This is a genomic window from Helicobacter aurati (genome assembly GCF_003364265.1).
Lineage (GTDB): Bacteria > Campylobacterota > Campylobacteria > Campylobacterales > Helicobacteraceae > Helicobacter_A > Helicobacter_A aurati.
Window position 1 is genome coordinate 36,156 of record NZ_NXLW01000005.1, and the last position, 13,090, is coordinate 49,245.

General features: G+C 33.3%; 10 protein-coding genes and 1 tRNA gene. 9 read left to right on the forward strand and 2 right to left on the reverse strand.

Going from position 1 to position 13,090, the window contains the following annotated elements; all coding sequences use genetic code 11:
* Positions 1-36: 36 nt before the first annotated feature.
* The 6 genes from CQA66_RS03645 to CQA66_RS03670 all read left to right on the forward strand — a co-directional run bounded on the left by CQA66_RS03645 (position 37) and on the right by CQA66_RS03670 (position 3,450).
* The gene (locus CQA66_RS03645; RefSeq protein WP_104762453.1) at positions 37-1,098 is read left to right on the forward strand and encodes an AI-2E family transporter; all 1,062 of its coding nucleotides are present in this window, start codon (positions 37-39) and stop codon (positions 1,096-1,098) included.
* Between the two features lie 127 nt (positions 1,099-1,225).
* Positions 1,226-2,086: a prolipoprotein diacylglyceryl transferase gene (lgt, locus tag CQA66_RS03650; protein WP_104762452.1), complete on the forward strand. Its 861-nt coding sequence runs from the start codon at positions 1,226-1,228 to the stop codon at positions 2,084-2,086.
* A 16-nt stretch (positions 2,087-2,102) separates the two neighbouring features.
* On the forward strand, positions 2,103-2,294 hold the full coding sequence (locus tag CQA66_RS03655) for a hypothetical protein (protein WP_104762451.1): 192 nt from the start codon (positions 2,103-2,105) through the stop codon (positions 2,292-2,294).
* Positions 2,295-2,888 (forward strand): nicotinate (nicotinamide) nucleotide adenylyltransferase, encoded by a 594-nt coding sequence (gene nadD, locus CQA66_RS03660; RefSeq protein ID WP_104762450.1) that lies wholly within the window; start codon positions 2,295-2,297, stop codon positions 2,886-2,888.
* A gap of 15 nt (positions 2,889-2,903) precedes the next feature.
* A complete protein-coding gene (gene rsfS, locus CQA66_RS03665; RefSeq protein WP_104762449.1) occupies positions 2,904-3,293 on the forward strand; it encodes a ribosome silencing factor in 390 nt (129 codons plus the stop codon).
* Positions 3,294-3,373: 80 nt separating this feature from the next.
* Positions 3,374-3,450: transfer RNA gene (locus CQA66_RS03670), tRNA-Pro, on the forward strand.
* 350 nt (positions 3,451-3,800) lie between these two features.
* Here the strand turns inward: CQA66_RS03670 and CQA66_RS03675 are convergent.
* Positions 3,801-7,439, reverse strand: coding sequence for a DNA translocase FtsK 4TM domain-containing protein (locus tag CQA66_RS03675; protein ID WP_342352823.1), 3,639 nt, complete (start codon positions 7,437-7,439; stop codon positions 3,801-3,803).
* A gap of 39 nt (positions 7,440-7,478) precedes the next feature.
* Here CQA66_RS03675 and CQA66_RS03680 point away from each other — a divergent pair, with 39 nt between their 5' ends.
* The gene (locus CQA66_RS03680) at positions 7,479-8,948 is read left to right on the forward strand and encodes a hypothetical protein (protein WP_115582543.1); all 1,470 of its coding nucleotides are present in this window, start codon (positions 7,479-7,481) and stop codon (positions 8,946-8,948) included.
* A 102-nt stretch (positions 8,949-9,050) separates the two neighbouring features.
* Here CQA66_RS03680 and CQA66_RS03685 read toward each other — a convergent pair whose 3' ends face one another.
* Positions 9,051-10,208 (reverse strand): UDP-N-acetylglucosamine--N-acetylmuramyl-(pentapeptide) pyrophosphoryl-undecaprenol N-acetylglucosamine transferase, encoded by a 1,158-nt coding sequence (locus CQA66_RS03685; protein WP_233707669.1) that lies wholly within the window; start codon positions 10,206-10,208, stop codon positions 9,051-9,053.
* A gap of 194 nt (positions 10,209-10,402) precedes the next feature.
* Between CQA66_RS03685 and CQA66_RS03690 the strand changes: the two genes are divergently transcribed.
* Positions 10,403-12,091 (forward strand): 30S ribosomal protein S1, encoded by a 1,689-nt coding sequence (locus tag CQA66_RS03690; RefSeq protein ID WP_104762446.1) that lies wholly within the window; start codon positions 10,403-10,405, stop codon positions 12,089-12,091.
* Between the two features lie 26 nt (positions 12,092-12,117).
* Complete coding sequence (locus CQA66_RS03695; RefSeq protein WP_233707668.1) at positions 12,118-12,621, forward strand: hypothetical protein; 504 nt, start codon at positions 12,118-12,120, stop codon at positions 12,619-12,621.
* Positions 12,622-13,090: the final 469 nt, after the last annotated feature.

The window sequence follows — 13,090 nt, forward strand, 5'->3', positions numbered from 1 at the left end:
TTTATCCTTTATTCTTTAACAACAATAAGGAATAACATGCAAACAAAAATATTATTTGGAATAATATTTACTTTGTGCCTTTACGCTATAGGAGTACTATATTATGCGTATTTATTCGATATTGTTATTGCTCTTTTGTTGTGTATAAGCATTTTTTGGATTAAAAGTTATTTACGGCGATTTTTTCGATATGACATTCTTTCTTCATTATGCGTAATTCTTTTAATAATATTTTTTCTCTTTGTACCTTTAGGATTCATACTTTCCTATACGGTATTTACACTTAAAGATATAGATTGGAATAGCTTGCCCAATTTGTTTGATACGATTAAAGAACGAATTGCCATGACTTTTACTTTTTTACAAAAATACATGCCAATACAAGAATTTACTCATTATCTCAATGAGATTTCACTTAGCAATATTTCTACCCTCATATTAAAATATACTAGCACGCTCGGACAAAGTAGCCTAAATTTTCTTATTGACGGAAGTCTTATTATAGTTTTTTTGTTTATATTTCTACATTGGGGAGAACAAACTTATGATTATTTGACGAGACTTTTGCCTTTTCGTAAAGAACAAATCAGACAAGTTTCACATGAAGTAAGCGGAACGTTGCGAATTGTCTTTCTTTCTACTCTTTTTAATGTTGTGCTTCAAGGCAGTGCTTTCGGGGTTATTGCGTATATCTTTGGATTCCATGGCGTAGTACTTGGAATCATTTATGGAATTTGCTCTCTTATCCCTATCATTGGAGGAATTATTGTATGGCTACCGGTAAGTCTTATCTTGTACTTTGATGGCAACACGCAAAATGCGATTATCTTGTCGTTATATAGCGCGATATTCATTGGATTCATAATTGACAATCTTATTAAACCATGGATTATAGGAATTGTTAATTCTCGACTACTCAATCAACAGTTACAGATTAATGAATTTCTCATTTTCTTTGCAATTTTAGCAGGGATCGGTTCTTTTGGATTCTGGGGAATTATTATTGGTCCTGCAATCAATGCTTTATTTATCGCGTTACTACGTGTGTATGAAAAAGATTTTCTCACACAAAAATCAAGCAATGACCTTAACTTATAAATCTCACATGCACTACAATGATTTTACAAAACGTTTCAACATTCTTGTATAATTTATCAATTAGGTTCTAATGTATTCAGAATCAATAATCATACCGCTAACATAAATCTTCCATAAGGCATTATGTATGACTTGGAATAATATTTACTCATATTTTACTCCCGTAGCGTTTGAGCTATTTGGTTTCAGCGTACATTGGTATGGTCTGGCATATGTTCTCGCTCTTCTTATAGCTTTTATTCTTGCTAAATACTTCATTAAAACAAATGCAAGATTTCAATATATTGATTCTAACCTACTCGATAGTTATTTTATATGGGTTGAAGTCGGCATTATACTAGGCGCACGTTTTGGTTATCTTTTTATTTACACAGATGATTCTATATGGTTCTATATAACACAACCTTGGCAAGCTTTCAATCCTTATGCACATGGAGAATTTATCGGCATTGCAGGCATGAGTTTCCATGGTGCTGTTTTTGGTTTTTTACTCGCTTCATTTATATTTTGTAAAATTAAAAAATTATCAAAACCTCTTATTTGTAGCCTATTAGATTTAGCTGCAATCAGCATGCCTTTGGGATACGTTTTTGGTCGTTTGGGGAACTTCCTTAATAAAGAACTTTACGGCAGAGAAATAGAACAACAATGGCTTCAGTGGATGGGAATATATGTTGATGGAACGTTACGTTACCCGAGCCAGCTTATTGAAGCTTTCTTGGAAGGCATTGTGGTATTTTTTATCGTTCGCTTTTTCCTCTATCGCACACAAACAAAGGGAATATTAATGGTAATTTATGCCTTTAGTTATGCCGTTGCAAGATTCATAGCAGAATATTTTAGAGAACCAGATTCACAAATGGGTTATTATTTCTTGCATCTTAGTATGGGGCAAATTCTTAGCGTTATTATGATAATAGCGGGAATTCTTCTTTGGTGGTATATTCTTCCTACCAAAAATCACCAAAACAATCGCACATTACAATAATTAGCAAAGGAGCTGCATGCAAATTTTTACATCGATCTCTTTAATATATCCACACATCATTCTCAAATATCATGGCTTTGATATATTCGGCACAAAGGTTTTTGATCTTAGTGCTCCTTTTTCATATTTTGAAGCATTCACTACAATTATAGCTGTGCTTAGTATTTCTGTATGTATCTTTCTATATCTCTTTAACAAAGGAAAGTGAGTGAATATTGCTATTTTTGGAGGAAGTTTTGATCCACCACATGTTGGACATGTAAATATTATACGACAATGTCTCAAGACACTTGATATAACAAAATTCATTGTTGTTGTAGCCTATCAGAATCGACTTAAAAAAACTTGCAGATTCCAAGCAGAAAAAAGACTACTATGGATGCAAGCCCTGCTACAAAACATTGCGCAAGAAATAGCACTTACACAATCTCCCTCTATACTATGTAGCGACTACGAAGTGAAACGACAAAAACCTATTCCTACTATTGAAACTATCAAATACTTTAAAGAACTCTATCAACCACAAAAAATCTATTGTGTTATTGGCGAAGATAATCTAACCACGTTAGATAAATGGGTGCAATTCAATGAGCTTATTTCCCTTGTAGAATTTGTAGTAATACATAGAAATCACGTCGCGCAACCCCATTGTTTTAATGATATGCCACTAAAATTGCGTTATTTACCGCACACGTGCGACATATCATCGACTACAATTATGCAAAACTTTGTATTGCATCAAACAAACATTCCGCTTTGTATAAGAGAATACATACAATATGAGTATAATAGAATAAACTGACCAATAAGGATAGATATGCAGCAGACACAAAAGCAACAAATTTCTTTCTCAAATCAAGATGATCGTACGTTTTATCTTTTAACAAATCAAATTAAAGAAACTCTAGATTCTAAGAAAGCAAGCGACATAAGTATTATCAATCTACACAATAAAGAGTACTTTGCAGATTTTGTAATCATTGCAACAGCTAGCGTCGGCAAACATGCTTTGGCATTACTTCATTATTTAAGACAGGAACTAAAATCCAAAGGAATAAAAATTCACAATACAGACGAAGAAAATGAGGATTGGATTGTGGTTGATCTTGGTGAAATTATTGTACACATTTTCACAGAAAATCATCGTAAAAAATATAATTTAGAAGAATTTTTACAAAGTACGTTTATAAACAAAAACTGCGCGTAACGTTAATTTGCATTAATTTATCTGCAAACATTACTGCAAACAATGCTTATTTCATTAAATTATGCTATCATTTTTTGTCTCGGAGTATAGCGCAGCCTGATAGCGCGCACCCTTGGGGTGGGTGAGGTCGTGGGTTTGAATCCCGCTACTCCGACCATTATGCGAACTACCATAATCCTCCATTATCATTTATATAATATTCAGAATCTGTATTGATAAATTATCCTAAAGACAATCCCACATCAAAAATAATAAGAACATCTCCAACCATTACAACACAAGTAACAATTTAATAGGCTTACTCATTAAACAAGGAATATTTTCTTAGGAGAATATTAATATTTTCTATGATAAGCAATATTTAAGCTGCCATAGGAGAATAGAGAATAGGAGAAAGATTATCAACTCAATGAAGTTAAAAGGATATGATTCAAAGAATGGAACATTCAATACACGTAATGAAAGTGTAGTATATTATTTTGGACAAAACAAGCAGCGAATCACAAATTAAGAGCCTAATATTGTCCTTTCTCCTTTAGTATTAGGAGCGGATAGAAAACCTTCTGCCTGCAATGATTCAATAATCGTTGCCGCCTTATTATAACCTATACTTAAACGTCTTTGAAGATTACTAATTGATGCTTTATTGTCTCTTAAAATAATCATTTTAGCCTCTTCTAACAGCCCACCCTCTGCAACCCTATCGCTAGAGTTTAAAGTACTAGATTTTTGTTCGCTCAAGAAATTAGTGTCATATTGTACTGCCCTTTGCTTTTTAATAAAATCAACGATACTTTCAATTTCTTGTTCGCTCACCCATGGCGCATGAATCCTCTTAAGCGAATCGACAGATTTAAATAATCCATCTCCATTTCCTAGTAATCTTTCCGCACCAAATTCATCAAGAATAACTTTAGAATCCGTTTTATTCCCCACGCGATAGCTAATGCGCGAAGGTAAATTAGTTTTAATCAATCCCGTTACAACATCTACGCTACTCCTCTGCGTGGCTACAATCAAGTGCATACCAGCGGCACGTCCCATTTGTGCTATACGTGTAATAGAGGCTTCAGCATCCTTGCCGCCTGTCATGATTAAATCTGCTAATTCATCAATCACAATTACAAAGAATGGCATTTTAGAATCTATTTTCTCATTATAAGAATGAATATTTTTCATTTTTGCATCAGAGAGTATTTTATAACGTTTGTCCATTTCTATCGTTGCCGCATAAAGAGCCTGCACAGCCTTATCTGGAGCATTAATAAGAGGAGTAATAAGATGTGGCAAATCTTCATAGGGCGCAAATTCAACCTGCTTCGGATCTATCATCATTAATTTCAAATCATCTGGACTATTACGATAAAGCAACGAAAGGATAAGGGCATTCACTCCGACTGATTTACCGCTACCCGTCGTCCCTGCTACAAGTAAATGGGGGAGTTTAGCAAGATTTTCTATTACGATATTCCCCATAATATCCTTGCCCAATGTGATACTAAGAGGATTTGGCGAATGCAAAAACATACTAGATTCTAAAACATCGCGTAAATAAATTGTTTGTGTTTTGCCATTTGGAATCTCAATACCTATAACGTCTTTTCCTGGAATTGGTGCTTGGATTCTGATACTTTTTGCTTTAAGTGCCATCGCTAAATCATCTTGCAAGCTCTGAACTTTATTCACTTTAACATCTGGCTCTGGTCGGAACTCAAAGGTCGTTACTACTGGTCCAGTAAAAACGCGAACAATATCTCCTCTTATTTTAAAAACATGAAGCTTATTAAGTAGGTTAGCTATTTTACTATCAATTTCCGTATCCTGTACTTGCTCTTGATGCACGGGAAGTTGCAACAATGAAAGTGGGGGGAAATGGTAGTTGTTTGGTTGATTTTGAGAATCTTCAGTAGTCTTTATCTCTTCTAGTTGTACGGTATTGTTCGAAGAATCATGCGATTGTACGGACTGCGATTCTTGCGCCACTGGTTCAGTATTGCTTTGATTGCTATCTGAAAGATTCAGATGTGATATGGCATTTGCATAATCTTGTGCAACGGGTTGCGATACAGAGATAGATTGTGAGCTATCATGACTTACGGTATTATGTATAATCGATTTATGAGAAGTATCAGAATCTAATCCCATATTTATATCGATAGCTGCATTTTTATTAGATAATTCAGTGCTAGTTTGCGAAATAGCGAGTGCTGAATCAATAGAATGTTCTTCATCTTGAGTGTGATTTTTTTCTTTGATTTCAGATGTGGTATTGAATGCTATCTGATGTGCTTGCGACCCTCCATTATCGACATTTGGCATAGCTTGTGCAACCTGCTCCACATTGTTACACTTCGTATTGTCATCAGATTCTGTTAGAGTGCTTCGAATTTCTGATTCTGTAAAACCTTGCTGTGATGTATGTTGTATATCGATATTTGTATCAGTATGAGCAGTGAGAATCTCTTCAGGAGCCTTAGTTGATTCTCTATAAATCAAACAAGATGTACCGTTTGTTGCAGAATCTAAAATATTAATCATGCTATCAGATTCTCCAGACGGCATTTCTTTAGAAGACGTGTATGTTGTGTGTTTATAGGGCTTTCTTAAAGATTTTTTTGCTGGGTTAATTGTGTCCTCTTGGGGTATTGATATTGGTGTAATTGCAGAATCAAATCTAATAAAGGAAAAATCTTTTGTGTTTTCTTTATCTTTTATAGCTTGTGGAAAATACTTTATATCCGCTATGGTATTTTGTTCTTTCTGCAAATTTGTATGCGCACTTAAATGAGTTAAAGATTCAATTTGTAAGGGAGAAATATCACTAGATACTGGTGTAAAAGTATGCGTTTGCGTAGTCTTTGTCGATTTTTTGACAAATGAAATGTCAACATTGCTCTCTGAAATCTGAATGGTTTTTGGTTGAGCATGAAAATTGCTTTCATCTACTTTCATTATTATTGGTTTCACAAAGCTTTTAAGAATATTAGATGATTCCTCCTCTTGTGAGGAACTCTTTGTTTGCTCTATTCCATGTATTGCTATTTCAGATTTTACTTTAGGCAATTTATGAAATTTCTTTAAAGTATCATCATTTTGCATTTCAACTATTTGTGTACGTGGAATATAATTTTTCGTAAGGCTGTCCACTCTTTGTTCGATATTATCAAGATTATAATGCAGTGTTTTACTCACTATTTGAGAATCTTTTTTTGGATTAAAGAGAATTGAATTTGTTGTGCCATCAAAATGAGGGTTCACTTCCGTAGATTCTAAAGACTTTTGATTTTGATGCTGCGAATTTGCTAATGTGGATGGGAAGATATGCGTAGTTTCTTGCACTTTCGCTTTAACGGTATTCTGCACAAGCGGCACTCCATTGCCCTCTTGTATTTCATTTTGTGTAATAAAATTGTCTTTATGATTAGTATCTGATTGTGTTCTTTCATCCAATACTTTGTCAATAAGTGGCTCATTGAATGTGTCTGGATTCTTTGTAATCGTTTGTACTTCACTATATTCTGTATTGAGTATTTTTCTGTTGACTCTTTCAATGGGGCTAAGTTTAATATCCTTTAACATCATTTGCATTTTCTTAAATGAAGATTGCAAAGAAATAAATGCTGCATTCATTATTTCCCCAATACGATGCTGCATAAGAACAATGCCTTTCTTCCAAGCCATAAAAAGAGCAATACCGGCAAGTAATAATATTACAATAATAACTCCGGGGATTCCAATATAAGAAGCGATCGCATTACAAATTTCATTCCCCAAAACACCAACACCAAAAATAAGTGATTGCAAAATTAACAACGATAAAAAACACAATAACGTCGCAAAAGTAAGTTGAATTTTACGAAAAGAGTACTGCGTATTATCATATAATCGATAAAGTGGAAATAACAATAATGGAAGATATATATAGGCTAAGTATCCAAAAACTTGAATATTGAAATTTGCAAACTTACTGCCAAAGCTATCAATCTTGAAGAATTTATTTTCTACTTGAACACCCTGCAATGCAATATTCGGATCTGTGTAACCAAATATTATCGTAATCCATAAAAATAAAATTAGGCAGCTGATAAAAGCAAAGATATATATTCTTTTTATTGTGAAATCCTCGAAGTTTTTGGTTAAAATTATAGCATAATTAAAATCTTATCACAGAATTAAGGAGTTGATATGCACGGAAAAATTACACGTTACACAGCTACAACAGGTTCTGGAGTTATCATGAATGCGTCAAAAAAAATCTTTGAACTCAAAAAAGATAGCTGGCATGATGGAAGAAACAGACCTGCTGTAGGTATGTATGTGGAATTTAGAACAGGAGAAAACGGAATACAAGTAACCGATGCAAGAGCCTCTAAATATCAAGAATTCGCACCTGATTCACTAATCCGTGAAATAGACTTTTGGAAAAGCAATACGGATGAAGAATTAAAAAACAAAGAAGCAGAACTACGGGCTAAAGAGACACAAAAAATCTTTGCTCAAACAAACTATCTTAAATTACAAGAAATAGAGCTCAATAGAAGTATTCAAGACTGCATTAAGGAATACTTTGCTGTTGAATTGAAAAGTATCGAGTTTTTACAAGAAATTGATATTCCCTCTCTTGCTCCACTGATTAACTTTTCGATTTGCAAACGATTTTTAAATAAGGCACTAGACCATTTAATTTTTTCAGACAGAAAGCTCAATATCGATATGTTTGCTGAATTTCATGGCAGACTAGGCACACTAGAATATTCCAACGCGTTTTTTACTAAGAATGAAGTTAATCCTGAAAGAATTTTTGAGGAAGCATTCTTAGAATATCAATTTCATTATAAGGGTGCTGTACGTGCTACAACGGGCATAAAAGAACGTATTATGCAACTTCAAAATAAAATCAGAATTTCAAGTCATGAGCTTAAAGTTCTACGTAATAGACTCGATGCAAAAAGAGGCGATGAAAATGAGTTAAAAGAAAAGATTAACAGAGTAAGAATTAATGCGGATAAATCCCATGAAGAAAGCAAAACCCTCACAAAAGCAGCAGAGAATCTCGAAGCACTATGTAAAGGTTTTGCAGAAAAAAATCTTAAGATTTTCGAAGCCGTATTCCGCAAAACAATGAATATGTTACGTGAAAAAACACAAGAAGCTATTAATGTAACCGCCACACAATTAGACAATCAAATTTGGGAATTTGGCATGAAATCTGTGTCTATTCGCAATGTCTTCTTTAAGCATAATATTAATGAGCCCTATTGCATGATGACTTTCTTAGGACAAACAATCAAAAAGCTTGATAAGGGCAAAATCACTGCCGCAAATGAACAAGCTATGTATCGCTATTACAGCAACCATCAAGTAAGATATGTAAAAAAATTTCTCATTCTTACCAATCAGGCAAAAGTAGAAATTAACGTAAAAATTGACATTATGAGCCAAAGTAAAAACAATAACGTTGTCATAGCAAAGAAAGATTCTGAATTTTTCAGAGAAATAAATAAGGAAAAATTTCAGGGAATATTCATAGATCCGACCGGGCTTGATAAGGCTGCAATTAGTCGACTTCTTGCTGATACTAAAGAATCTAAGTTTAATCAAGAAGCTGGCATTACGCTCATCACAAAAGACCAAATCGCTGGCATGAAAGAGTAAAAAAGAGTAAATCATTATATTAGTTTCACATGCAGGTCTCTCACTTGCAACAATAAGCTACAAATAAATTCTTATTTGAACATGCAAGTTTTAGCACTTAATTCAAGGATTGAGAGATTCTATAACTTTTGCCACGATCTCTTTTGCCCCATCTTTTTGTGCACAATGTATAAGATCTCTTGAATATTTCTCAAGAGGAATAGAAAAAATCTCTGCCAATAATTTTTCCTTGCTAGCTGAAGTTTTGCAATATTCCTTAATCTCTTCTTCGGAATACATCTTAGCACAATCTTTATCGCTTAAGAATTTTGCATTAAAGTATTGGTGATTCTTGGCAGCATAAGGATAAGGAACAAACAATGTTGGGAGTCCATTGCTTGTCAACTCCCATAAACTCGATGCCCCCGCTCTGCTTATACAAAAATCGCTCATAGCCATAATGCTTGAGAGATTCTCACTGAAATCAAACAAAATAACTTCTTTTTGTAGTGCACCTTGTGTATCAAAAATTGAGGATTGAGGATTTGTTTGCAATACAGAATCAATATGATTCACAAAACTTGAGAGTGACTGCGTAACAAATCCCAACTCACGATAGGCTGTTTCAACCCTATTAAAGTCCGCTCTACCCGTTTGATGTATAATGCGTATACCTTTTTCATGCAGATTCTTGGCAATCGCTAAAGCAAAATCATTAATTGCTTTAGCCCCCTGCGAACCACCCAAAAAAAGCATGGAATCTAAATGCTTTCGTATTCTTTGTGTTTGAAAGAATATTGCGTTTGTTGGATAGGGCATAATTATTGAATTTGGAAATGTAAAGCTAGAGAAAAACATCTTACAAAAAGGCTTTAATAATTTATTAAGAGAACCCATAAAAGCATTTTGTTCATGAATAAAAAGAGGTATCCTCCCAAATAGCGAACCAAATCCGCCACTAGCCGCGCAAAAACCGCCCACACTAATACATGCTTTAACTCCTAGATTCTTCATAATCTTTTTTGCTTGTATCGCTTGCAATATATTTTTGTTAAAAGCATGGATTTTTTTTATTCCTTTTTGATTAACAACTGGCACGGAATCTAAAAAAAATACATTAGTAAAAATATCGCTTTTCTCAAACCATTCTCTATCTTGACCCTTCACTCCTCCTATATAAACCGTCTGTATATTTTGCTCTTTACAAGCAAGTCCCAATGCTTTAGCAATAGATAGATGCCCTCCTGTTCCACCTCCTGTAATTGCAATAACGATTCGCATATCTGTATCCTTAGGACTGGATTATTACAATATTGAATTGCAAAAATAAAGTGCTATCATGTAGCTCAAAAACCCTGCTATTTATTTTAGGAAAAATAAATGTGCAATAATAAACACAAATTGCAGACTTTTTATTCAATTTCAAAGAAAATTATACTAAAATATACAAATTTTAACCAGATTAAAGGCAACCGATGTTAGTGAGTCCAGAGAAAATCGACGAGATGTATCCAAATGAGGGAAAGGATTTTGCAGAAATACTTAGCCGTTCAGAAAAAAATAATGACTTCAATATGTTAAAAGAGGGAAAAATCATTAAAATAAGTAATAATTCAGTAATGATAGATGTCCAAGAAAAAAAAGAAGGCTATATGGACATTGATGAGATTAAAGATGCTGAAGGAAAACTATTATTTAAAGTTGGAGATGATATTTTAGTACATATTTCAAAAAAAAATGGTCTGCGAGTTTCCTATAAAAAAGCTTTGCAATTCAAACAAACTCTCGATGAAATAAAGTCGTTCGGTGATGATTATAAGGATAAAGTTGTAGAAGGAATTATCACCAAAAAAAATAGAGGCGGATTTGTTATAAAATCTAGCCACGGAACAGAATATTTTATGCCTAAGCATTCCGCTGCATTAAGGGACGATACTAAACATGAAGGAAAAAATATTAAAGCCTGTGTCATCGAAGTAGAAGCTGCGAGAGGTTCTATCGTAGTCTCTCGTAAAAGATATTTAAATATTCATTCCAATATTCAAAAAGAGAATGCCAAAAAGCTTCTAGAAAGCGGTTTAGCATATCAAGGTGTTGTAAAAAACATACAAAAGTTTGGAATATTTGTAGAAATTGGTTGTGTTGAAGGATTAGTGCATATTACAGAAATTAGCTACAAAGGACCAGTTAATCCATTCAAGCTTTATAAGATAGGAGACACCGTACAAGTTAAACCTTTATCTTTTGATGAAACAAAAAACAGGCTTTCTCTCTCTATTCGCGCTCTATCAGACGATCCTTGGAAAGAAATTGCAAACGAAATAAAAGTTGGATACGTGATTAGAGTTACTGTAAGCAACATAGAATCTTATGGTGCATTCGTAGATTTGGGTAATGATATTGAAGGGTTTTTACATATTTCAGAAATGTCTTGGGAGAAAAATATCAAAGAGCCTAGAGATTACCTAAAAGTCGGAGATGAGGTTGACGTCGAAGTAATCGAAATTAATCCTGCCAATCGAAAACTACGTGTAAGCCTCAAAAAACTACAAGATAAGCCTTTTGAATCTTTCGCAAAATTACATAAAGTAGGCGACATAATAAAAGGCAAGGTTGCGACACTCACTTCATTTGGTATGTTTGTTAATATCGGGCAAGTAGACGGCTTAGTACATAATGAAGATGCTTTTTGGAATAAATCCAAAAGATGTATGGATATATTTCATGAAGGTGAAGAGGTAGAAGTTAAGATTCAAAAAATAGACAAGTTAAATGAAAAAATATCACTTAATATGCGTGATTTGGAACAATCTCCTGTCGACAAATTCGCGCAAAAATATCATATTGATGATGACGTTTCGGGTACGGTTGTTACTATAAAGAATTTTGGAATATTCCTTAAGATTGAAGGAGAGGAAGTCGATGCAATTATACGCAATGAAGATTTAGGAGATGTTAGCAAAGAAAACATCAAAATAGGCGACACTTTAGAAGGTTCTCTAGCGCACATCGACAAAAAAGCAAACAAGATTCGTATTTCTATTCGCAGATTACAAAAGAAAAAAGAAAGACAAGAACTCAATGAATATAACTCGCATGAAAAAATTGTACTAGGCGATGTATTAGGTAACCTTAAGGAACAATTACAGAATAAAGATGATTAAATATTACAAAAGAGTTGTGAAGCTATATGATTATTAAAGGTGTGATTGCAGCTTTGGCTTTTATTGTTGTTGTCACTGGAGGATACAGTCTTTATGCTTTCTACCAAAAGCTGCAGAATAACGATATTGTAATTGAAGAATCTCCAGTAATCATACCACCTAAAGAAAGTTTTACTGCTATTCCTAAAGTCGATACTACAAAAAATACGCAATGGCTACAGAATACAGAACAAATCACAAAAGTGAGTAATTATCAATTTCCTGCTAATATCCTTGATATTGCTATTGAGGTAAAGAGAGAACGTGACTTAAAAATAGATCCAACTAAAGTCGCAGTGAAAAACCTTGACGATTATAAATTCTTCTGCCTAAACGAAATTTTAAGACAAAGGCATATAGACTTTTCCTATTTTAAGAATCAGGATTCTCTTAATTTATTACTTTTTGTTCCAGATGAAACAAAGCGAAAAACTCTACTCAAAGATTTTGAATATTATGAAATAGAATATGAAATAAATCTTAAAACCTAAAGACTTTCCGCTGCATTTACTTTCAATACCTTTCTTACATCCTAATAAAAAGCAACTTTAACCACTCGAATACAATAATAAATTTTGTTACATGAAGTTAAACTCACTCTACTATTTTTATTAATAGTAATCTTATGCAATACAATAAAAGCTACATACAACCTTATAAAATTACTTCACTATCTCTTTGGTTTGTGAATCTTCCACAGCTTAGTTATTCTTAGTAGCCATTAAAAAGAAAGAATATAAGCAAAACAACATGAAATGCTTGAGAATTAAATAAAAGAAAGAAACAACGTCCAAAAAAAATTGACAAAAAGGGAAATGATAGAAATAATAGAAAAGAAATTACTTTTGAATCCACGTATAACAATGATAAATCCTATTAACAAGAGAGTATTGCTATAATGAGACTAACTTTTTATTATCCAACTAGACAATAGAAATAAATTTAAAGAAAATATTTTTT

Coding starts and splice junctions, on each gene's coding strand:
- rsfS (WP_104762449.1), top strand. CDS start 2,904: ATGCAGCAGACACAAAAGCAACAAATTTCTTTCTCAAATCAAGATGAT.
- lgt (WP_104762452.1), top strand. CDS start 1,226: ATGACTTGGAATAATATTTACTCATATTTTACTCCCGTAGCGTTTGAG.
- CQA66_RS03685 (WP_233707669.1), bottom strand. CDS start 10,208: ATGCGAATCGTTATTGCAATTACAGGAGGTGGAACAGGAGGGCATCTA.
- CQA66_RS03645 (WP_104762453.1), top strand. CDS start 37: ATGCAAACAAAAATATTATTTGGAATAATATTTACTTTGTGCCTTTAC.
- CQA66_RS03690 (WP_104762446.1), top strand. CDS start 10,403: ATGTTAGTGAGTCCAGAGAAAATCGACGAGATGTATCCAAATGAGGGA.
- CQA66_RS03680 (WP_115582543.1), top strand. CDS start 7,479: ATGCACGGAAAAATTACACGTTACACAGCTACAACAGGTTCTGGAGTT.
- CQA66_RS03695 (WP_233707668.1), top strand. CDS start 12,118: ATGATTATTAAAGGTGTGATTGCAGCTTTGGCTTTTATTGTTGTTGTC.
- CQA66_RS03655 (WP_104762451.1), top strand. CDS start 2,103: ATGCAAATTTTTACATCGATCTCTTTAATATATCCACACATCATTCTC.